At 69.1% G+C, this 20412-nt stretch carries 22 protein-coding genes; 8 read left to right on the top strand and 14 right to left on the bottom strand.

Features of this window, described 5'->3' with window-relative positions; translation table 11 throughout:
• Positions 1 to 5: 5 nt before the first annotated feature.
• The 7 genes from alr to BLQ76_RS17375 all read right to left on the bottom strand — a co-directional run bounded on the left by alr (position 6) and on the right by BLQ76_RS17375 (position 8409).
• The gene (alr, locus tag BLQ76_RS17400) at positions 6 to 1133 is read right to left on the bottom strand and encodes an alanine racemase (RefSeq protein WP_090675970.1); all 1128 of its coding nucleotides are present in this window, start codon (positions 1131 to 1133) and stop codon (positions 6 to 8) included.
• A gap of 215 nt (positions 1134 to 1348) precedes the next feature.
• A complete protein-coding gene (locus BLQ76_RS17395; RefSeq protein ID WP_090675968.1) occupies positions 1349 to 2380 on the bottom strand; it encodes an aldo/keto reductase in 1032 nt (343 codons plus the stop codon).
• A 94-nt stretch (positions 2381 to 2474) separates the two neighbouring features.
• The gene (locus BLQ76_RS17390) at positions 2475 to 3761 is read right to left on the bottom strand and encodes a c-type cytochrome (protein WP_090675966.1); all 1287 of its coding nucleotides are present in this window, start codon (positions 3759 to 3761) and stop codon (positions 2475 to 2477) included.
• Positions 3758 to 4426, bottom strand: coding sequence for a cytochrome c oxidase assembly protein (locus tag BLQ76_RS17385; protein ID WP_244519705.1), 669 nt, complete (start codon positions 4424 to 4426; stop codon positions 3758 to 3760). The genes BLQ76_RS17390 and BLQ76_RS17385 overlap by 4 nt, the downstream gene beginning before the upstream one ends.
• On the bottom strand, positions 4423 to 4803 hold the full coding sequence (locus BLQ76_RS22565) for a hypothetical protein (protein WP_244519704.1): 381 nt from the start codon (positions 4801 to 4803) through the stop codon (positions 4423 to 4425). The genes BLQ76_RS17385 and BLQ76_RS22565 overlap by 4 nt, the downstream gene beginning before the upstream one ends.
• A gap of 7 nt (positions 4804 to 4810) precedes the next feature.
• Positions 4811 to 7372 carry a cbb3-type cytochrome c oxidase subunit I gene (locus BLQ76_RS17380; RefSeq protein WP_090675961.1) on the bottom strand — a complete coding sequence of 854 codons (2562 nt, stop codon included), beginning with the start codon at positions 7370 to 7372 and terminating at the stop codon, positions 4811 to 4813.
• Positions 7369 to 8409, bottom strand: a complete 1041-nt coding sequence (locus tag BLQ76_RS17375; protein ID WP_090676057.1) for a cytochrome c oxidase subunit II — start codon at positions 8407 to 8409, stop codon at positions 7369 to 7371. The genes BLQ76_RS17380 and BLQ76_RS17375 overlap by 4 nt, the downstream gene beginning before the upstream one ends.
• Positions 8410 to 8604: 195 nt before the next feature.
• Here BLQ76_RS17375 and BLQ76_RS17370 point away from each other — a divergent pair, with 195 nt between their 5' ends.
• Together BLQ76_RS17370 and BLQ76_RS22190 are read left to right on the top strand one after the other, a co-directional pair.
• Positions 8605 to 9051, top strand: a complete 447-nt coding sequence (locus BLQ76_RS17370) for a DUF2383 domain-containing protein (RefSeq protein WP_090675958.1) — start codon at positions 8605 to 8607, stop codon at positions 9049 to 9051.
• Positions 9052 to 9172: 121 nt separating this feature from the next.
• Positions 9173 to 9322 carry a hypothetical protein gene (locus BLQ76_RS22190; RefSeq protein WP_170842637.1) on the top strand — a complete coding sequence of 50 codons (150 nt, stop codon included), beginning with the start codon at positions 9173 to 9175 and terminating at the stop codon, positions 9320 to 9322.
• Between the two features lie 142 nt (positions 9323 to 9464).
• Here BLQ76_RS22190 and BLQ76_RS17365 read toward each other — a convergent pair whose 3' ends face one another.
• Positions 9465 to 9608 carry a DUF1127 domain-containing protein gene (locus BLQ76_RS17365; RefSeq protein ID WP_090675956.1) on the bottom strand — a complete coding sequence of 48 codons (144 nt, stop codon included), beginning with the start codon at positions 9606 to 9608 and terminating at the stop codon, positions 9465 to 9467.
• 188 nt (positions 9609 to 9796) lie between these two features.
• Here BLQ76_RS17365 and ybaK point away from each other — a divergent pair, with 188 nt between their 5' ends.
• Together ybaK and BLQ76_RS17355 are read left to right on the top strand one after the other, a co-directional pair.
• Complete coding sequence (gene ybaK, locus BLQ76_RS17360; protein ID WP_090675953.1) at positions 9797 to 10270, top strand: Cys-tRNA(Pro) deacylase; 474 nt, start codon at positions 9797 to 9799, stop codon at positions 10268 to 10270.
• A 207-nt stretch (positions 10271 to 10477) separates the two neighbouring features.
• Positions 10478 to 11911, top strand: a complete 1434-nt coding sequence (locus BLQ76_RS17355) for an aldehyde dehydrogenase family protein (protein WP_090675951.1) — start codon at positions 10478 to 10480, stop codon at positions 11909 to 11911.
• A 4-nt stretch (positions 11912 to 11915) separates the two neighbouring features.
• On the opposite strand, the gene BLQ76_RS22185 is transcribed toward BLQ76_RS17355, so the two are convergent.
• A complete protein-coding gene (locus BLQ76_RS22185; protein ID WP_170842636.1) occupies positions 11916 to 12074 on the bottom strand; it encodes a hypothetical protein in 159 nt (52 codons plus the stop codon).
• Positions 12075 to 12162: 88 nt separating this feature from the next.
• Positions 12163 to 12663, bottom strand: coding sequence for a DUF2726 domain-containing protein (locus BLQ76_RS17350; RefSeq protein ID WP_090675947.1), 501 nt, complete (start codon positions 12661 to 12663; stop codon positions 12163 to 12165).
• Between the two features lie 204 nt (positions 12664 to 12867).
• Here BLQ76_RS17350 and budC point away from each other — a divergent pair, with 204 nt between their 5' ends.
• Complete coding sequence (gene budC / locus BLQ76_RS17345; RefSeq protein WP_090675945.1) at positions 12868 to 13638, top strand: meso-2,3-butanediol dehydrogenase; 771 nt, start codon at positions 12868 to 12870, stop codon at positions 13636 to 13638.
• Between the two features lie 46 nt (positions 13639 to 13684).
• On the opposite strand, the gene BLQ76_RS17340 is transcribed toward budC, so the two are convergent.
• From BLQ76_RS17340 to BLQ76_RS17325, 4 genes are all read right to left on the bottom strand, one after another.
• On the bottom strand, positions 13685 to 14686 hold the full coding sequence (locus BLQ76_RS17340) for an SDR family oxidoreductase (RefSeq protein WP_090675943.1): 1002 nt from the start codon (positions 14684 to 14686) through the stop codon (positions 13685 to 13687).
• Positions 14687 to 14782: 96 nt separating this feature from the next.
• Positions 14783 to 14971, bottom strand: a complete 189-nt coding sequence (locus BLQ76_RS17335) for a hypothetical protein (protein WP_090675941.1) — start codon at positions 14969 to 14971, stop codon at positions 14783 to 14785.
• A 288-nt stretch (positions 14972 to 15259) separates the two neighbouring features.
• The gene (ltnD, locus tag BLQ76_RS17330) at positions 15260 to 16192 is read right to left on the bottom strand and encodes an L-threonate dehydrogenase (protein ID WP_342028265.1); all 933 of its coding nucleotides are present in this window, start codon (positions 16190 to 16192) and stop codon (positions 15260 to 15262) included.
• A 377-nt stretch (positions 16193 to 16569) separates the two neighbouring features.
• A complete protein-coding gene (locus tag BLQ76_RS17325) occupies positions 16570 to 17559 on the bottom strand; it encodes a sugar-binding protein (RefSeq protein WP_090675935.1) in 990 nt (329 codons plus the stop codon).
• Between the two features lie 490 nt (positions 17560 to 18049).
• On the opposite strand from BLQ76_RS17325, the gene BLQ76_RS17320 reads away from it, so the two are divergent.
• The 3 genes from BLQ76_RS17320 to BLQ76_RS17310 are packed head-to-tail and all read left to right on the top strand — an operon-like array spanning position 18050 to position 20401.
• Positions 18050 to 18790 (top strand): ATP-binding cassette domain-containing protein, encoded by a 741-nt coding sequence (locus tag BLQ76_RS17320; protein ID WP_244519703.1) that lies wholly within the window; start codon positions 18050 to 18052, stop codon positions 18788 to 18790.
• Positions 18791 to 18835: 45 nt separating this feature from the next.
• Positions 18836 to 19834 carry an ABC transporter permease gene (locus tag BLQ76_RS17315; RefSeq protein WP_090675931.1) on the top strand — a complete coding sequence of 333 codons (999 nt, stop codon included), beginning with the start codon at positions 18836 to 18838 and terminating at the stop codon, positions 19832 to 19834.
• Between the two features lie 3 nt (positions 19835 to 19837).
• Positions 19838 to 20401 (top strand): SDR family NAD(P)-dependent oxidoreductase, encoded by a 564-nt coding sequence (locus BLQ76_RS17310; protein ID WP_090675929.1) that lies wholly within the window; start codon positions 19838 to 19840, stop codon positions 20399 to 20401.
• Positions 20402 to 20412: the final 11 nt, after the last annotated feature.

Raw genomic sequence — 20412 nt, 5'->3', positions numbered from 1 at the left:
GGCTCTTAGCCCTCGCGCACGATCCGCCGCTCGAAGCGGTCTCCGAGCGAGGTCAGGATCTCGTAGGAGATCATGCCGGCAAGCTCGGCCACCGCGTCCAGCGTCTGGTGCGGACCGATGAGGTCCACGAGCGCGCCGGGCTGCGGCATCGCGGTGAGGTCCGTGACGTCGAGGATCGTCGAGTCCATCGAGACGCGGCCCGCGATCGGCAGGCGATGGTCGCCGAGATACGCCGCCGCCCGGTTCGAGAGCGCGCGCGGCCATCCGTCGGCATAGCCGACGCCGACCGTCGCTAGGCGCATCGGACGATCCGCCACGCGACTGAAGCCGTAGCCGATCCCCGCGCCCGCCGGCACGTCGCGCGTCTGGACGACGCGCGCCTGGAGGCGGACGACGGGCTGCATCGGGTTGGCGCGACCGTCCGCCACCGGGTTTCCGCCGTAGAGCGCGATGCCGGGGCGCGCGAGGTCGAAGCCGTAGTCCGGGCCGAGGAACAGGCCGGCGGAGTTGGCGAGCGACAGGCGCGTGTGCGGCAGCCGGGCGACAAGCTCTCGGAAGGCTGCTCGCTGGTGGGCGCTGGCCGGGTGCGCCGGCTCGTCGGCGCAGGCGAGGTGACTCATCACGAGAACGGTCCGGATACCCGCCAAACGCGCGGGCTCGGCGGCGATCGCCTCGACCTCGGCCGGCGACAGGCCGAGGCGCGACATGCCGGAATCCACCTGAAGCGCGGCGGGAAGCACCGCGCCGCGCCGCGCCGCCTCGGCGCCCCAGCGCCGGATCTGGTCGAGCGAGTTGAGAACGGGAACCGCGCCGATCGCGGCGCAAGGCCCTTCCGCGCCTGGCGACAGGCCGTTCAGAACGAAGAGTTCGGCATCGGGCGGCAGGAGCGATCGGAGCGCGGTGGCCTCGCCAAGCTGCGCCACGAAGAAGCTTCGGCAGCCCTCCGTCAGAAGTGCCGGGACGACCACGGCCGCGCCGAGCCCGTAGGCGTCGGCCTTCACCACGCCCGCGACCGCCGCGCCGCCGGCCAACGCCCGCAGTTGCCGGTAGTTGGCACGCAGCGCGCTGAGCGAGATCTGCAGGACGCCGCCGGCGGGCGCCTCGGCGTCGAGGGTTTCGTCCGACGACGCCATCGAGGTTCGATCCACCAACAAGCCTCCGGTTCGGCCCGGTCGGCACCAGGTCGCCGGCGCCGGGTTCGCCTCAGGGCTTAGGATATGGCGCGGCGGGCAGCAACTCCCCGCGACAGGGGGCGAAAGACGCAGAATCCCATCCGGTTGGCCGGACGCGCTCCTGCGTCTGGCGTCGTCCTATGCCAAGGCCGGTCGGGCTTTGGCCGGAAAGCGCTCTAGCGACCGCCCTCCATCTTGCGGTGGCGCTGGGCGATGCCGGCCCGGCCGTAGGGATAGTCCGGCATCTGGCGCGCGCTGGCCCCGTCGAGCCGTTCGGTCTCCTCGAGGGAGAGGACGAGGTCGGCTGCGCCCATGTTGTCGTCGAGCTGGCGCGTGTTGCGCGCGCCGAGGATCACCGAGGTGACGGCGGGCCGGGCGGCGAGCCAGGCGAGCGCGACCTGCGCCATGGTGACGCCGCGCGCCTCGGCGATGGACCGCACGGCCTCGATCGCCGTCCAGGTCGCCTCCTCGCTGTTGCGCGGGCCGAAGGCCTCCATGCCGCGTTCGGGATTCTCGCCGAGCCGGGTCGAACCCGTGGGCCGCTCGTCGCGGCGATACTTGCCGGTGAGCCAGCCGCCGGCCAGCGGCGACCAAGGCAGGAGGCCGATCCCGGCATCCAGGCAGGCGGGCACGATCTCGTGCTCGATGTCGCGCACAAGGAGGTTGTACTGCGGCTGGAGCGTCGCGGGCGCGGCGAAGCCGTGGGCGCGCGCCACGTGCACCGCCTTGGTCAACTGCCAGCCGAGAAAGTTCGAGAAGCCCCAATAGGCGATCTTGCCTGCGCTCACCGCGTCGTCGAGAAAGCGCAGCGTCTCCTCGATCGGCGTCAGCGCGTCGAAGGCGTGGAGCTGGTAGAGATCGACGCGCTCCAGCTGGAGGCGGCGCAGCGAAGCGTCGAGTGCCCGGCCGAGGTGGCGGCGCGACAGGCCGAGGTCGTTCGGCCCCGCGCCCATGGGGAAGCGCCCCTTGGTGGCGACCACCATGCGGTCGGCCTCGTCCGGGTTGGCGCGCAGCCAGCGGCCGACGATCTCCTCCGAGACGCCTCGGCTGTAGACGTCGGCCGTGTCCAGGAACGTGCCGCCGGCTTGCGCGAAGCGGCCCATCATGGCGTGCGAGGCGGCCTCGTCGGCCTCGGCGCCGAAGGTCATCGTGCCTAGGCACAGGTTCGAGACCACGGTACCCGTGGTGCCCAGCGTCCGGTATTGCATGGCATGTCCTCCCAGCGGTCGCCGCAAGGCCCGACCGTCGGACCTCATCTGTCGGTCGGGCGGCGATCCGCAAGGGGTGCTGACATATGGGCGGCTACCGGCCGCCCGGCGGCTGCGAGGCGTACCACAGGGCAAGCGAGTCGATCTGCTCGGTGGTGAGGTTGATCGCGATCGGCTCCATCAGGTGGTTGAAGGGGGTGCCGCCGCGCTTGTGGTCGCGCCAGAGTTGGAGCTGCGCCGCGATGTACCATTCCGGCAGTCCGGCGAGGCGCGGGTAGTTGGCGCTGTCGGCGGCGCGGTTCGCGCCGTGGCAAGTGTCGCACGCGGCGAGCTTGCGCGCCGGCAGCCCCTCCTGCGCGATGCGCCGTCCGAGGTCCAGAAGGCCCGGCGGGCTGACCGGGGCACCGTGCGCGGCGGCCGGGTCCACCGCAGCCGCCGGTCCTTGCGGCGTTGGCTCGGCGGCGGGGGCGTCGGCGTCGAGAGAGTTGCGCGGCAGACGCGCGGCGCCCTCGTAGCCGATCGTGGCACCGGCTGCCGGTTGGGCGGGACCGGTGGGGGCGGGCGCGCCGGCGGGATCTTGCTCGGCGTAGTGGGCGGCAAGGCGACGCAGCGTGGCGTCGTCGTGGATGCCGGCGGCCGGCGTCATGATGCCGCTCTCGCGCTCGTTCGAGGCAAAGGCCGCGAGCGTCGCGTAGAGATAGGCTTCCGGCTGACCGGCGATCACCGGAAAGGCCCCGGTCGGCCCGCGTCCGCGCCCGTCATAGCCATGGCAGCGCGCGCAGTCGGCGAGCGCCGGATCGGCAGCCTGGCCGAGCCCTTCGAGCGCCAGCGCCGGCGCGGCCGGCGGTCCGCCCGACGTGTCGAGCGCGAGCTCGCGATAGGCCTCCGGCGTCAAGTCGGGCAGCCTGCGCAGGAAGGCGACCATCGCCCAGACCTCGTCGGGCCGCGTTTGCGTGGTCCAGGCCGGCATGCCGGAATATTTCACGCCGTGCAGGCCGATCCAGTAGAGCTCGCGGTCGCGCCAGTCGCCGACGTTCTCCTCCAGCCGGGGCGGCCAAGGCATCATGGCCTGCGTGACGGGCGACTGCTTCTGCCCCGGCGCGCCGTGGCAGGGCGCGCAGCCGCTGGCGAAGTGGCCCGCCGCGCGCTGAACGAGGAGCGGGTCGGCCAGGTCGACGCCCTCGGGCACCGAGATCGGCATGGACTGCGTCTCCACGGCGTTGATGAAGGTCCAGTGCAGGAACCATTCCACGACCTTGAAGTGGCCCGAGGAGGCGGCGATCGACACGAGGCCCGACCAGCCGACGAAGAGCGCGAGCGCCAGGCCGGCGACCGGAAGCAGCGCCAGGCGGCGCCAGGTGATCGTGATGGTCCGCTTCATGCCCGCGCCTCCGACGCGTCGAGCTTCAGGACCCCGTACAGAAGCACGAGGCCCCCGACGAGGTAGGTCGAGCCACCGACGATCAGCATGATCGTGCCGCCGAGCTGCTGATCCTCCAGCGGCGTCAGCGTGCTGAGGGGCGAGCAGAGGTCGCCGCAGGCGTAGAGCGGCCGGGGGGCGAGGAGAAGCAGCGCGCCGAGCAGCGTCATGTGCATCGAGGTGACGAGAAGGCCGGCGGCGCCCGCGGCCCGCGTGGCCATGCCGCCCGGCTTCAGCGTGCCGAGCGCCGTCGTCCAGAGAAGAAGGCCCGCCAGCAGGAACGAGCCCTGTTCGAGCACGAGAAGGGCCAGGCTTTGCCGCGCGGCGTCGTGAAGCGCCGGCGCGTGCCAGCCCCAGATCAGAAGGAACTCGGCCAGCGCGGCCAGAAGTACGAACCGGCCCGAGCCGCCGCGTGGCAGGAGGTCCGCGCGCGACAGGCCGAACGCGAGGAGCGGCGTCGCAAAGGCGACAACGCCCATGTGCATCACCATGTGGGCGGCGAACGAGGTCTCGGCGCGCGTAGGCAACGGCCCGGCCCACAGGACCGCCAGAAGCAGGAGGCCGAGCGCGAGCGGCGCGTAGCGGCGCCAGCCGGGTTCCAGGGTGGAAGAGGGGATCGCGCTCACCGGCAGTCCCACACGAGCAGCACCGGCAGGGCGGTGAAGACGATGGCGAGGAACGACAGGCCCGACAGGAGCACGGAGGCCAGCTCCATCTGGCGCTCGCGGTCGTGGTCGGTCGGCTGGTCGTGCGGTGGCTCGCCGCCGGCCTCGCGCCATTCGCGCCAGGCGCGAAGCCCTGCGAAGAAGCAGAAGGCGAGCGCGAGGACGGTCGCGACCGCGACCCCGATACGGGCCGGGGTGATGGACTTGAAGACGTCCTGGTTGGGTGCGCAGGCGCTCGCCACCCAGATGTAGCAAAGGAGGAAGTGCAGCGCCCAGACCGTGGGCGTCGCAATCATGGTGATGAGACTGTCGCGCGTGCCGCGCCGCAGACCGAGCATGGCGGGATCAGCCTCCGGCGACCAGCGGGAACCAGCCGATCGTCAGGACGGTGACGAGGCCGGTGGCCGCCGCGAAATGGGTGTAGAGCGCGACGTTCGAGAGATCGATGTCGTAGCGCGGCGTCAGGTGCCCGGCGAGCGAGCGCACGAGGCAGTAGGCGAGCATGAGGGCACCGACGCCGGCATGGATCGCGGTCCAGATCGCGATGATCCAGACGATGGCCGGGTAGGCGTGGACGGTCGGCTGGAGGCCGGTCGCGTGCGGACCCCACAGGAGGGCCGCGCCCGCCGCAAGAAAGGCGACCAGCGCGCCCGCCATGAGGAGTTGCGCTCCCCGGACGTTGCCGCCCTTCAGAACGCGGTGCGACAGGAGCGTGCCGCCCCAGGCGAGCGCGAAGAGAGCCAGCGACGCCGTCGGCCAGAACTGGCCCGGCCCCGCGGTTCCGGCGGGCGGGAAGTCGGCATGGATCGTGAAGAAGAAGTAGTAGCCGAAGACGAGGCTGAGGAACGCGGTGGCATCGCCGATCATGGTGATGAACATCGCCCACCACGAGACCGAGTGCGGTCCCGAGACGTAGGTCGGCAGCGTCAGGCCGAGGCCGACATACTTCTCGTCCTTCTCCGGAATCACGGCGGTGGCGCGCCAGAGCCAGAACATGATCACGAACACGGCGACCGCGAGCGAGGCGAGCGTCAGCGTCCAGTAGTGGAAGGTCGCGGCGATGAAGCAGGCGCCCAGGAACACCGCCGCGATCATCGGCACGAAGGAGGGGCCGGGCACGCGCAGGCACTGCACGGGCTCGGCGTCGAGCACGCTCGTCACCAGCGTCTCGCGCTTCCCCTCCTGCGCGTCCGGCAGGTAGAAGCGGCCCTTGTCCAGGTCGTCCAGGAAGTTCGGCTGGTCCCAGATCGGGTAGCGCGAGCGGATGATCGGGATGGATCGCACGCCCCAGGGCTGGTCCGGCACCTCGCCCGACCATTCCAGCGTGCCGGCGTTCCAGACGTTGCGGCTGGCGTAGGGGTCCTTGCGCGGCCGCAGCATGTCGGCGACGACGATCAGGAAGCCGCTCGCGAAGATAAAGGCGCCGACCGTGGAGACGAGGTTCGGCAGCTCCAGCCCGAGCGCCGCCGGGTAGGTCCAGACGCGCCGCGGCATGCCGATCATGCCGGAATAGTGCATCGGGAAGAAGCCGATGTTGAAGCCGGCGAACATCAGCCAGAAGGCCCACTTGCCGGCCCGGTCCGACAGCTTCCGCGAGGAAACGATCGGCCAGTAGTAGTAGAGGCCCGCCACGATCGGAAACAGGACGCCGCCGATAATGACGTAGTGGAGGTGGGCCACCACGAAGTAGGTGTCGTGGACCTGCCAGTCGAAGGGCGCGAGCGCCACCATGACGCCGGTGAGGCCGCCGAGCACGAAGATGCCGAGCGAGCCCGACACAAAGAGCATGGGAACGGAGAAGATGACGCGGCCCGCCAGGCAGGTGGCCAGGAACACGAAGATCTGGACGCCGGTCGGGATGGCGACCGCCTCGGAGGCGGCCGAGAAGAAGCCAAGCGACATGGCCGGCAGGCCCGTCGCGAACATGTGGTGGACCCACAGGCCGAAGGAGAGGAAGCCGGTGCCGACCGCCGCCAGCACGATCCAGGAGTAGCCGATGAGCGGGCGGCGCGCGAAGGTCGGGATGATCATCGCGAACAGCGCGATGGTCGGCAGGAAGATGATGTAGACCTCCGGATGGCCGAAGATCCAGAACAGGTGCTGCCACAGCATCGGGTCGCCGCCGCGCGTGGGATCGAAGAACGGCCAGTCGAACAGCCGCTCCATCTCGAACAGGACGTCGCCGGCGATCAGCGGCGGGAAGGCGAACAGGATCATCGCCGCGACCACCAGGACGTACCAGGCGTAGAGCGGCATGAGGTTGAGGCGCATGCCGGGCGGCCGGCACTTCAGCGTGCCCACGATGAGCTCGACGGCGGCCGCGATCGAGGCGACCTCGATGAAGGATAGGCCGAGCAGCCAGATATCGGCGCCGTAGCCGGGGGTGAAGCGCTCCTGCGTGGTGAGCGGCGGGTACATGAACCAGCCGCTGTCGGGCGCCTGCCCGAAGAAGATCGAGCCGCACACGAAGATGCCGCCGATCAGGAAGCACCAGTAGCCGAAGGCCGACAGGCGCGGGAAGGGCAGGTCGCGCGCGCCGAGCATCTGCGGCAGGAGGATGACCGCCACCGCCTCGAAGATCGGGACGGCGAACAGGAACATCATCACCGTTCCATGCAGCGTGTACACCTGGTTGTACATCGTCGCTGTCAGGAAGTCGTTGTCGGGCGCGGAGAGCTGCACGCGGATCAGGAGTCCGAGCACGCCCGCAAACAGCATGAAGGCGAAGGCGGTCGCGGTGTACCAGACGCCGACCGTGGTGTTGTTGACGTCACTCCAGTAGCGCCAGCCCTTGGGGCTGTCCCAGACCGCGATCAGGCGCTCGGCCTGCGCCTTTCGGACGGCCTCGTCGTTCTGGTCCGGATCGCCCGGGCGGCGCAGGGCGTCGAGTTCGGCGGCCATGCTCATCGCAGCGCTCCCAGCCAGGCGGCGATGGTCTCGAGTTCGGCGGGCGGCAGCATGCTGTAGGCTGGCATCTGGACGCCCGGCTTCTCGTGCTCGGTGAGCGCGACGAAGCGCGCGATGTTGTCGGGGGTGACCGGGAGGATGCCGGCGCCCAGCGTCTGGCGGCTTGCCAGATGCGTGAGGTCCGGACCGACGAGACCGTTCGACCCCGTGCCGCGCACCGCGTGGCAGGCGCCGCAGCCGGCCTGTTCGAAACTCGCCCGCCCCGGATGGTCGAGCACGGCGGCATCGGAGGCTTCCAGCGCCACCCGTGCGTCGTAGTCGGCTTGGCTGACGACGCGCACGCGAAAGCCCATCTGGGCGTGGGCGGTGCCGCAGAATTCAGCGCAGATGCCGTTGTACGTGCCCAGCCTCGTCGGCTCCAGCACGAGCCGGTTGATGCGCCCGGGAATGGTGTCGGTCTTGCCCGCGATATTGGGCACCCAGAAGGAATGGATGACGTCCGGGCTTCCTAGAAGGATCTCGGACCGTCGGCCAACCGGCAGCCAGACCTCGTTGGCCGAGGGCGTGCCCTCCATCGAGAGGGCCTTGGCGACGCCGGGCGTGTCGGGCGTGTCGTAGTGGATGCGCCACCAAAAGCGCTCGCCGGAAACCGCGATGCGCGGGCCGTCGGCGGGCGCGCGGAACCCTGGCATCAGGCGCAGGCCGAAGACGAGCAGCGCGGTCAGCACCACGACCGGGAAGACCACGCCGCCCCAGAAGATGAAGCGATTGCCGGTGCGCTCGCTATGGGCGCCCGGCTGGACGCGTGTGGCATAGATCGAGATGCCCATGACGAAGAGCCAGATCAGCGTGGCGCCCACCGTCATGACCCAGAACAGATCGATGACGCTGGCCGCCTCGGTGCCCGCCGGGTCGAAGGTCGACTGCGGCCCGCGGCAACCGGCCAGGGCGACAACGGCAGCCAGGGGCGCGAGACGCGCCAAACGGGCGCGCCGACGCCCGTGGCGCCCGACGGTCGCCGCGATTTCCCCTTGCATGGTCCCCATTCGCATCCCGTATCGGCACCGGTCGCCCCGGTTCCATGATCCCCATCAAGATATTAGCGCACAAACTTTCCGCGGCGATGGGCGAGAGTAACGAAGCGGGCCGTGGTGCCAGCTAAGTGAAAAGGTCGGAACGGCACCGGCGAGCCTTCCCTTTCCCCAACCTGTTCAACCCAACGGAGAGACCCCATGGTCACCACGGTCGGAACCGAGACGACGTTCGAGAAGCTCGTCCAGAACCTTCTCATCCTGGAGCACGACGCCATCGCCGCCTATGACGCGACGATCGAGCGGCTGGACGACCCCGGGCACAAGCAGCGGATCGCCGAGTTCAAGCGCGACCACGAGAGCCACGTGGCGGAGTTGACGCGCATGGCGGGAGCGAGCGGGACCGAGGCGCCCCAGGAAGGCGACGTCAAGCAGTACCTCACCACCGGCAAGGTGGCACTCGCCTCGATTGTGGGCGACCGGACGATCCTGAAGGCCATGTCGACCAACGAGATCGAGACCAAGATGGCCTACGATCAGGCCTCCCGGAACGGCGTCGCCACCGGCGAGGCGCGCGCCTTCTTCCAGAAGGCCTTTGTGGACGAGTCGCGCCACAAGGACTGGATGGACGCCACCGCCGCCGCGTGACGGATATCCGCGCGCCGGACGCTCCGAAATCCGGCGCGCGGCCTGACGGTCGGGCCAGGGGGCAGGCGGCGCGGCGACGGGCCGCGTCCTCGTCCCCGTCCCGCCAACGGAAGGATCACCCATGGACAGCATCAAGCCGGGCGACGGTCCGGGCATGGCGCTTTGGAAACGCCTCTTTGGCGGTACGCAGATCGAGGGGCGGCTCAAGCTGACGCTGTTTCTCGCCGCCTATCTCCTGATCGGCGGTTTGACGCTCGCCCAATGGGCATGAGGCGGATCGAGCGGCCCGAAACAGAAACGCCCCCGCCGGGGGAGGACCGGCGGGGGCGTATGGGTGGCCTCAGGTGGGAGGAACCTTCGGCCGATCCACTGCGACGTCTGGGAGGAGTTGTCGCAGCGAAACCGTGAAACTGTTAGCGCGAGGCCTGACGGGCGACGGCCGGGATGTCGGCGCGGCTGATGCCGAGATCGGCGAGCTCGCGGTTCGACAAGCGGTTCAGCTCGTTCGAGGTCTGGCGGTAGGAGCGGTAGGCGCGGAAAGCGGAGGTGATACCCATCGGTCTGGTCCTTGGTAGTTCGAAGCGGCCTCTCGTCGGTGGTGGCCGCTGGCGTCTGGTTTCTTTCGACACCCGGAAGATAGGCGATCGAACCGATTTAAAGGAGCGCAAAACCTGCAAGGGAGCCTTGCATCCGGCGCGGCCCTGGTTAATGCCGAAGGGCGTCCAGCCGGAGGTGCGAGGGGCCGATGTCCAGAACGACCCGGGCGACACAGGCCTTGGAGAAGGCCGGCATCGCCTTCACCGTCCACGCCTATCTCTACGATCCGGAGGCCGCCTCGATCGGTCTCCAGGCCGCCGAAGCCCTCGGCGAGCCGCCGGAGCGTGTCCTGAAGACGCTCATGGTGCTGGCCGACAACCGTCCGGCCTGCGTGATCCTGCCGTCCGATCGCGAATTGTCCATGAAGCGGGTGGCCGCCGCGCTGCATGCCAAGAGCGCGCACATGATGCCGCCGGCCGACGCCGAGCGCCTCACGGGCTACAAGGTCGGCGGGATCAGTCCGTTCGGGCAGAAACGCCGCGTGCCGGTTCTCATGGAGGCGGCCGCGTTGCGGCATGAGCTCGTCTTCATCAACGGTGGTCAGCGGGGCCTTCAGGTTCGCCTGTCGCCGGGCGATGCCGCGACCTTTCTGGACGCGCTCGCCGAGCCGGTTGTCGCCTGACGGGGGGCATCGCCGCCGCCTCGCGCGAGAGCCGCAAGACGCCCGCATCGTGAGCCGTGTGTCGGGAAGGCGAGGGGGACGCTGCGGCCGAACCCGCTCGGCCGAGTGCCGGCTTCCGGTGCGGGCGAGCCTTGCGCTATCGTCGCGGCGCCCGGTGCCACGAAGCGGACCCGGGCGCACCCGGGGCGGGTGGAGCGGGGAGATGCGATGCGCACGCTGCAGTTCTTTATCGACGGGGCCTGGGTCGATCCTGCCGGTCCGATCCGGCGCCTGCCCGTGGTCGATCCCGCAACCGAGGAACCCTTCGCGGAGATCGCGCTCGGCGACGCGGCCGATGTGGATCGCGCCGTGCGTGCCGCGCGCCGTGCGTTTGAGACGTTCTCGCTCGTGTCGCGCGAGGAGCGCCTCGATCTGCTTCGCCGGATCCTGGTCGTTTATCGCCGGCGCATCAACGAGATGGGCGAGGCGATCAGCCGGGAGATGGGCGCCCCGCTTCCCTTCGCCGTCTCGAACCAGGCCGGCAGCGGAGCGGCCCACCTGCAGACGATGATCCGAACGCTGGAGCATTTCGCCTTCGAGGAGTTGCGCGGCTCGACGCTCGTGACGCGCGAGCCGATCGGGGTCGTGGCGATGATCACGCCCTGGAACTGGCCGATGAACCAGATCGTGTGCAAGGTCGCGCCGGCACTGGCCGCCGGCTGCACCATGGTCCTGAAACCCTCCGAGATCGCGCCGATGAGCGCGCTGCTGTTTGCCGAGATCCTGCAGGAGGCCGGCGTGCCCGCCGGTGTCTTCAACCTCGTGAACGGGGACGGGCCGACCGTCGGCGAGGCGCTGGCGCGGCACGAGGGCGTCGACATGGTGAGCTTCACCGGCTCGACGCGGGCGGGTGTCGCCGTCGCGAAGGCCGCCGCCGACACGATCAAGCGCGTCCACCAGGAGCTCGGCGGCAAGTCCGCCAACATCCTCCTGCCCGACGTCGACCTCACGGAGGCGGTCACGCGCGGCGTCGCCGAGTGCTTCGGCAACACGGGACAAAGCTGCAACGCGCCGACGCGCATGTTCGTGCCGGCCGAGCGCGAGGACGAGGCCGCCGCCATCGCGGCACGCGCCGCCGCCCGCTTTCGCGTCGGCGCCGCGCCCGGCGAGGGCCCGGTTCTCGGTCCGGTCGTGAGCGAGGCGCAGTTCGGCAAGATCCAGGATCTGATCGAGTCGGGTCTTCGCGAGGGCGCCGAACTGGTGGCCGGCGGCCCCGGACGCCCGGACGGGCTCAACCGAGGCTGGTTCGTGCGTCCCACGGTCTTCGCCAAGGTCTCGCCCGAGATGCGCATTGCGCGCGAGGAGATCTTCGGGCCGGTCCTGTCGATCGTCTCCTACGAGAACGAAGACGAGGCGGTGCGGCTCGCCAACGATACGGTCTACGGCTTGGCCGCCTACGTCCAGTCGGCCGATCTCGATCGGGCGCGGGCGCTGTCGCGGCGCCTGCGGGCCGGCAACGTCTACCTCAACGACCCGGCCTGGGACACCGGAGCCCCGTTTGGCGGTTACAAGCAGAGCGGCAACGGTCGCGAGTACGCCGAGTTCGGTCTGGCGGAATTCCTCGAGATCAAGGGTATCGTGGGCTGGGGGGCGGCGCCCTAAGCCCTCAGCTCGGGTTGCCGGGCGGTACCGTGGTGCCGGGGGCCATCTCCGTCCCCATCAGCCCGAACCAGTCCGACCAGAGGCCGATCAGAAGCAACGCCACGACGATGGCGCCGATCACGATGAACGTGGCGGCGGAGCGGTTCTTGGCTTTTTCCTGCATGGCGGGTCCTCGCAGCATCCCATGATGCGGGGGCAACGGGCGGAACAGGACCAAGGTTTCGCGCTTCCTCATGCGACCAAGCGACTTTTCAGCGCTCGAGGCTCGCGAGGTAGGGGCGCACGGTCTCGGCGGTCGGGCGGGGTCTGGAGGGGATGCGGATCACGCGGTAGCGGCCCTGCGCGAGCAGCCTGTCGCGCGCCGCGTCGCGCCGCGCATCGTGCGTCGAGTCGTCGAGCTCGATCAACGCCTCCACGAAGCCGGTCGCCGGGTCGATCACCGCGAAGTCCACGACCTTCTGGCTGATCTTGTTGCGCGCGAGCGAGGCCGCCCGTCGGTTGATGCCGCGCCGGGGCTGGAGAAGGGCGCCCATCGAGACCTGACAGCCGATCAGGCGAGAGGGCAGGGCGGCGCGCAGGATCGCCAGTAGCTCGAGTTCCGCCTTTGTCAGAAGCGGCCGGCGCTCCAGGCGCACGCGCGAACGCCACCACCGCCGAAGCACCAGCACGATCGCGAGCAGCACGAGCAGCCCGCCGCCGAGCGGCACGAAGCGCGAGGGATCGCTGCTGATCGATGCGAACCATGATCCCATGCGGCAGGCCTTTCGTTCGAGCCGGAGCGCGGCGCCGTTCGGCAGTGTCCCGACAGGAAACGGCCCCCCCGCGCAGCGTCAAGCCGCCGCGGCCTCGCCGAAAAGCGTCCGGCCCTGCAACTCCCGGGCCTGCCCCGCCTTCTCCCGACCAACAAGGCCGGCGTCCGCCGGCGCTTCCACAGGCATATAATCGGAACAACCGGCATGAAACGTTTCACAGGCAAGGTCGTCATCGTGACGGGCGCGGGATCGGGCATCGGCGAAGGTGCGGCCAGGCGCTTTGCGGCGGAGGGCGCCTATCTGGTCCTCAACGACAAGGACGGGGACGGCCTCAGGACCGTGGCCTCGTCGCTCGGGGGCGGCGAGGGCCGGATCGAGACACAGGTCTGCGACGTCAGTCGCCGCGAGGACTGCGAGGCGCTGGTGCGTCTCGCGCTGGAACGCTTCGGCCGGATCGACGTCCTCGTCAACAACGCCGGCGTCGATCATCTCGGCCGGATCGACGAGGGTGACTTCTCGGAGTTCACGAAGGTCATCGAAACCGATCTCTACGGTGTCGTTCAGCTGAGCCGGGCCGCGATCGCGGCGCTGCGGCAGTCCAGGGGCTCGATCGTCAACGTTTCCTCGGTGTCGGGTCTGGGCGGCGACTGGAACCACAGCTTCTACTGCGCGGCCAAGGGCGCGGTGACGAACTTCACCCGTGCGCTCGCCCTCGACGAGGCGCAGAACGGGGTGCGCGTCAACGCCGTGAACCCGTCGCTCGTTTACACGAAGCTGACCGCCGGCATGCAGGACCAGCCGGATCTCATCCGGGAGTTCGAGGAGCGCATTCCGATGGGCCGCGGTGCCAAGCCCGATGACGTGTCGGGCGTGATCGCCTTTCTGGCCAGCGAGGACGCCCATTTCGTCACGGGCGTGAACCTGGCGGTGGACGGCGGCCTTTCCGCCTCGAACGGGCAGCCCCGCCTGCGGTGACGAAGGCTTGTGGCGCCCGGACAAGGGTTCGGGCGCCGCCCTGTCTTCAAGCGAACGGGTCGGTGCGCCGCCGCCGCCGGGCGGCGAGCGCGCCCACCAGCGCGGCTCCCAGGAGAACGGTGAGTCCGGGGCGCTTCTGCATCTCGGTGTAAGGGCTGAACGGCAGGCCCGGCGCATGGGCGTAGTGGACCCGCGCCTCGCCCGTCGGCGTATCGAGATTGTCGTTCGCCGTGCGTGGGTTGCCGGATTTCGACAGGGGTGGAACCGCTGCGGCAAGCAGACGATCCATGAGGCGCGGGAACACCGCCAGCGGCACGGCCAAGGCGGGGCCGACCGCGCCTACCACGATCTCGCGACGGGGATGACGGACCGCATCGAGGATCGCATCCGCGACGATCTCCGGTGCATAGAGCGGCGGCACGACGCGCGGCTCCTCCCGAAGATGGTTGCGGGCATGTTGGGGAAAGCCGGTCGCGATGCCGGACGGCTTGATCAACGTGACGGTGATCGCGGGATCGGAGGCGAGGAGCTCGCGTCGCAGCGCGTCCGTGAAGCCCTTCACCGCGTGTTTCGAGGCCGAGTAGGCGCTCAGCAGCGGAATCGCGACATCCGAGTTCACCGAGCCGATGTTGACGAGCCGTCCCCCGCCCGGTCGCGAGCGGAAATGCCGGATCGCCGCAAGCGACCCGTGGACGAGACCCCAGTAGTTCGTCTCGAAGATGCGCCGGTGCTCGTCGAGCGGCAGCGCGTCGAGGGTCGAATAGGCGGCAACGCCCGCGTTGTTGACGAAGGCGTCGACCCGGCCGAAGCGCGCGACGGCCTTGTGGATGAGAGCCTCGACCTCGGCTTCCACGGAAACATCCGTCGCGACAGCCAAGGCCCGGCCGCCGTCGGTCTCGATCTCGCGAGCCAGACGCTCGAGGAGCGGGCCGTCGCGCGAGGCGAGAACGACGCTGGCGCCAGCGCGCGCGGCGCGCCGCGCGGTCGCAAGGCCGATGCCGGAACTGGCACCCGTGATGACGATGACTTGGCCCGCGACTGACGGCATGGCGGCATGGCGCTCCGGTTGATGTCTTCGGAGCGCAAGTTCCCGAGGCGCCGGATCGTTCGCATCGTTGCGCCGGCTAACGGAAGATGTCGGGTTTCAGCCCGCGACCCAGGCCCAGAACGCCTGAAGAACGGTGACGCCCGCGAGCGGGGCCACGAACAACGCCACGACGTTCAGCCCGATCGCCCACAGCAGCACCTTTTCCTGGCGTCGCGTGAGCTTCGGGGGAAGGGGCCGTTCCGGCAGCGGCTCGGGCGGGCGCCAGTTGCGATAATCCACGAACATCGATCTCGGCTCCGTGCCGGGGAGGGGCGACGCCGCCCCGCTTCGATTCTAGCTGTCGCAACGCCGTCGTGTCGGAAAGAGGGCGTGCGCCCATCGTCGCACCCGAAGCGGCACGATGGACCACACGCGATCCGAACAGCGGGCAACCGATGGGTTTCCGTTACCGCGCGCCTGTCCGCCCCGCTGGGATCTGCGGCATCAAGGGAACCGTGGCCTCGTCCTCGAACCGCCGCCGTCGTCGCGCCGGGAAACGGGGTGATCCGCCGTCCGGGGTCCTGGCCGCTCCGGTCAGGTCCCGGACGGCAGCTTGACGTTGGCCAGGTCCGCCAGGAGGCGCGCGACCGAGGCGTCGTCGTCGCGGCCCATGCCGGCGGCGCTGGTCATCACGAACATCTGCATCGCGAGGGCGGCCAGCGGCGTCGGGAAGCGGCTCGCCCGGCCCATGTCGGTGACGATGCCCAGGTCCTTGACGAAGATGTCCACCGCGCTGCGCGGCGCGTAGTCGCCGTCCAGGATGTGCGGCACCCGGTTCTCGAACATCCAGGACGTGCCGGCCGAGACGCGGATCACGTCGTAGACCGTTTGAAGGTCGAGCCCGAGCCGGGCGGCCAGCGCCACCGCCTCGCAGGCCGCCGCGATGTGGACGCCGGCCAGAAGCTGGTTGACCATCTTGAAGGCCGATCCGATTCCCGCCTCGTCGCCCAGCCGGTGCAGCGTCGCCGCCATCGCATTCAGCGCCGGCTCGGCCCGCGTGAACGCGTCCGGGTGGCCCGAGGCCATGAAGGACAACTCGCCCGAGGCCGCCCGTCCCGTCCCCCCGCTCATCGGCGCGTCGACATAAAGAAGGCCGTGCTCGCGCGCCCTGGCCTCGAGACGCCGCGCGTCGTCGGGCGCCATGGTCGCACACGACACGACCACCGCGCCGGGCGCCAGGCGCGCGGCCGTACCATCCGGCCCGAACAGGATGTCCTCGGTCTGCTGCGCGTTCACCACCACCATGACCAGGATCGCGGCGTCCTGCGCCGCCTCGCCGGCACTGGACGCGGGCGTCCCGCCGAGCGCGGCCAGGTTCTGGCGCGCCGTTGGCGACAGGTCGAAGCCGCGCACCGCGAGCCCGGCCGCCAGAAGGGCGCGCGCCATGCCGCTGCCCATCGCTCCCAGCCCGATGATGCCGACCGTTGTCCGGTCCCGTTCGGTCATGCGCTTCCTCCCATCCCGCACAGGTCCCCGACACGTCCCGCGCCGTCCCGCAAGGCCGGCCGGGTCGCCCGCTTAAACCATTGACCGCGCAAGCGTAGACGCGTTCCGGCGACGCCGACAGTGCGGTGTCTGACGGAGCCGGTGATCCGAGATACCCGGATCGAAGATTCCGGATCCTGCGAGCGACCCGACGATCGCAAGGCCGGAACGCGATCCGACAGCCGCCACGATCGCCCCGACCTTTCTGGAGACAGGCTCGAAGAACCGAGCGTCGTCGCACGCTGTCCGGCGACAAGCCGCCGACGCGCTTCGATCGCAGGGTTCCGGCGAACCGATCGCGCGAAGGCGATGCAGTGGCCAACGGGCCGTACGCACCGCCTTCCGGTCGACCGCCGAGCCTACTTCTGGATGCAGGTGTCGACGGTTTCCTTCGTGCACTCGTCCAGTCCGGTGAAGACGGGATCCGCGACCGGCTTGCCCTCGATGAGATCGATCATGACGCTGGGGGCCTTGTAGCCCATCTCGAACGGGCGCTGGCCGACGAGCACGTTCACGAGACCTTCCCGGGCGATCGCGACCTCGTCGCCGATCGTGTCGGCGGCCGCGACAACGAAGTCACCCGTGGCGATGCGGTCGGCCAGCGGCTTGAAGAGGTTGCGATAGGGCTGCGGGGCACCGAAGAGGGGCCATCCCCCCTCGATCGCGAAGGCGTCGAGATCGGGATTGGCGGCCAGGATGTCGGTCATCGCCTGAACGCCGACGGCGCCGTCGTCGTTGGTGAAGACGGGGCAACCCGCCACTTCGGTCCATCCGCCTTCGCCTGCCAGGGCCGCGTTGCCCTTCTGCCCGCTGAGCGCGTCGCGCGTTCCCTGCGCGCGGCGCAGGATGTTGTCGGCTCCCGGATTGCCCTGGATCGTGCAGATCTTGCCGCCGTTCGGCTTGGCCTTCTTGATGTACTCGCCCAGCTTCTGGCCGAGCAGGTAGTTGTCGGTGCCGAGATAGGTCTTGCGCAGCATCGCGTCGTCGGTCGCCAGATCGGCGTCCAGCGTCATGATCGGGATCGTCGGCGCAGCGGTCTTCAGGGTCTGGGCGATCAGCTTGGCGTTGGAGGGCGAGATCGCCATCGCGACCGTATCGGCCCTGCCGAGCAGATCCTGGACGATCTGCGCCTCGCCGGCCTCGTCCGAGGTCGAGGCGGGACCGGTGTAGAAGCATTCGTACTCGGACGAGGCGTTTTCCGAGTTCCACTTCTCGCAACCCTGATGGATCGCCTCGAAGAAGGGGTTGTCGAGCCCCTTCACCACGATCACGAGTTGCTTCTTGGCGAAGGCAGGGCCGGCACCGAGCGCCAGCACGGCGGCCGTCAAGAGAAGCGCGAGTTTGTTCATGATGGTCCTCCCAGACATGCGGCGGCCCGGATGAGCCGCTCGTCGCGAACCGGCCCGTTAGCCCGTGGCCCGTTCTGAGGAGCCTTGCGGTTGGGCCGGATGGTCGGATGCAAGGAGGGCGCATCGTGCGCGATCCCCATCCCCATTCGTTGGATCGTTTCGAAGGAGGCAGCCGAGGCGGCAAACCCGCGTTTTGGCCGGCGCCGGAGCGTTTCCGGTACCAATCTGATGCGGTCTGCTGGATCCGCGTTCCATCGTTGCGTTTCGAAGCGGAAGCTAAGCCGGGCCGCTTCGGGCGGTCAATATTCTTGCGGGTACCCGCAAGAAATTTGGAAGATCGGCCGGATTGACGGTCTTCCCGCCGTTTGCACAAATGAGCGAAAGACCCGGACATCAACCGGGATGGGAGGAACCGCTCGAACTCCGTTCAACGCCGGCCCCTGTAGCCTCAGGCGTTGAAGCGCGTCGCGCGGGTGGGAGGCGTGCGGCTTTGGCGGTTCTTGAGCTCGACCGGGTGTCCAAGCACTTCGGTGCCATCCAGGCGTTGAACGACGTGTCCTTCTCACTGGAAGCGGGCGAGGTCGTTGGATTGATGGGCGACAACGGCGCGGGCAAGTCGACGCTGGCCAAGATGATCGCCGGCAACTTCCGGCCGAGCGAAGGCTCGCTCCGCATGGACGGGAAGGATCTCGTCATGACGCGGCCCGTGGATGCGCGTCGGCACGGGATCGAGATCGTCCATCAGGATCTGGCGCTCTGCAACAATCTGAGCGCCGCCGCCAACGTCTTTCTGGGTCGCGAGCTGCGGCGCGGGATCTTTCCGTTCAGCGTCCTCGACTACGGCCGCATGTACCGCCGGGCGGGCGAACTCTTTGCCGAACTGAAGTCGGAAACGCGACCGCGCGATCTGGTGCGTCAGATGTCGGGCGGGCAGCGGCAGGCGGTCGCGATCGCGCGAACGCGCCTGTCCGACGCCAAGATCGTGCTCATGGACGAGCCGACGGCGGCCATCTCCGTGCGGCAGGTCGCGGAGGTTCTCAACCTCATCCGGCGCCTGCGCGACCAGGGCATCACTGTCGTCCTGATCAGCCATCGCATGCCCGACGTGTTCGACGTCGCCGACCGCGTGATCGTGATGCGGCGCGGCCGCAAGGTCGCGGATAAGCGGATCGCCTCGAGCTCGCCCGAGGAGGTCACCGGCCTCATCACGGGCGCGATCCAGGAAGCCTGAAACCGGCCGTCCCGACCGCGCGGCAAACCTTCAAGGGCGTCAAGCATGGCCATCACCCTCGACCAGACCATCCAGCAACGCGAACGGAGCTGGCTGTCCCAGCAGATCGGAAGCCAGACCTTCTGGGTGCTGCTCGCCGTGATCGGCGCTTGCCTCTTCCTGTCGTTCGCGACCGATAGCTTCGCCACCACGAAGAACCTCTACAACATCACCCGCAACGTGACCTTCGTGGCGATCGTGGCGCTCGGGATGACGCTGGTGATCATCTCCGGCGGCATCGACCTGTCGGTCGGCTCGACGCTGTGCCTGGCCTCGATGGTGCTCGCCGTCACGATGCACGCGGGATACGGGATCGGCACGGGCATCGCCGCCTCGCTGGCGACGGCGCTTGCCATCGGGGCCTTCAACGGCATCCTGATCGCCTATCTAGGGTTTCCGCCCTTCGTGGTCACGCTCGGCATGCTGTCCGTGGCGCGGAGCCTGGCGATGGTGGCATCCAACAACACCGTCGTGTTCGAGTTCGGGCCGGACCACCAGACGCTGCTGTCACTGGGTGGCGGAGCCTACGTCTTCGGCATCGCCAATCCCGTGATCTACATGATCGTCCTGGCGCTGATCACGGGCTACGTCCTGCGCTGGACGCGCTTCGGGCGATACGTCTACGCGATCGGCGGCAACGAGCACGCCGCAACCCTCACCGGCGTGCCGGTGAAGCCCATCAAGGTTGCCGTGTACATGATCTCGGCACTGGCCGCCGGTATCGCGGGCATCATCCAGACCGGTTGGCTCGGCGCCGTCACGACCAATATCGGCGCCGGCATGGAGCTTCAGGTCATCGCGGCCGCGGTGATCGGCGGCGCCAATCTGGCCGGCGGCATCGGCACGGCCGCCGGTGCGCTCGTCGGCGCGGCGCTGATCGAGGTCATCCGCAACAGCCTCGGGCTGCTCGGCATCAACGCCTTCTGGCAGGGAACCTTCATCGGCGGGGCGATCATCCTCGCGGTGCTGTTCGACCGCATCCGCACGCTGCGCCTGAAGAACTGACCGATCGAGGCGCTTCGACGCCGGCTGGCGGCGGAGTTTCCGGAGCTCAACGTCTTTTTCAACAATGCCGGCATCTCGCGTCCGGAGACGCTGACGCCCGGCGAGCGGAATTCCCCTGTCTGGCGCTCGATCCTCGCGACGAATGTCGCGAGCGTGCTTCACCTCAACGAGGTCGTGCTGCCGACGCTCGCGCAAAACTCGAGCGCCACGATTGTCGTCACGACGTCGGGCCTCGTCTTCGTGCCGCGCCACACCTTCCCGACCTACTGCGCCACGAAGGCATTCCTGCATGCCTGGGCTCAGTCCTTGTGCTTCCAGCTGCGGGCCGTTGGCATCGAGGTGCTGGAACTCGTGCCTCCCTACGTGCAGACCGAGCTCGGCGGTGGGCGGCCGCTTTCGGACCCCGACGCCATGCCGCTCGCCGACTATGTCGACGAGGTCATGGGTATCTTGGAACGGGGCGAGACGCCGGAGGGAGAGATCCTGGTCGAGCGTGTGAAGGCGCTGCGCTTTGCGGATCAAACGGGTACCTACGCCCAGACCCATGCCCTTTTGAACCCGAACTGACGGAGCGCGAC

Source organism: Aureimonas jatrophae (assembly GCF_900104035.1).
In the GTDB taxonomy this organism is placed as follows: domain Bacteria; phylum Pseudomonadota; class Alphaproteobacteria; order Rhizobiales; family Rhizobiaceae; genus Aureimonas; species Aureimonas jatrophae.
This window is presented reverse-complemented; position numbering and strand designations above follow the sequence as displayed.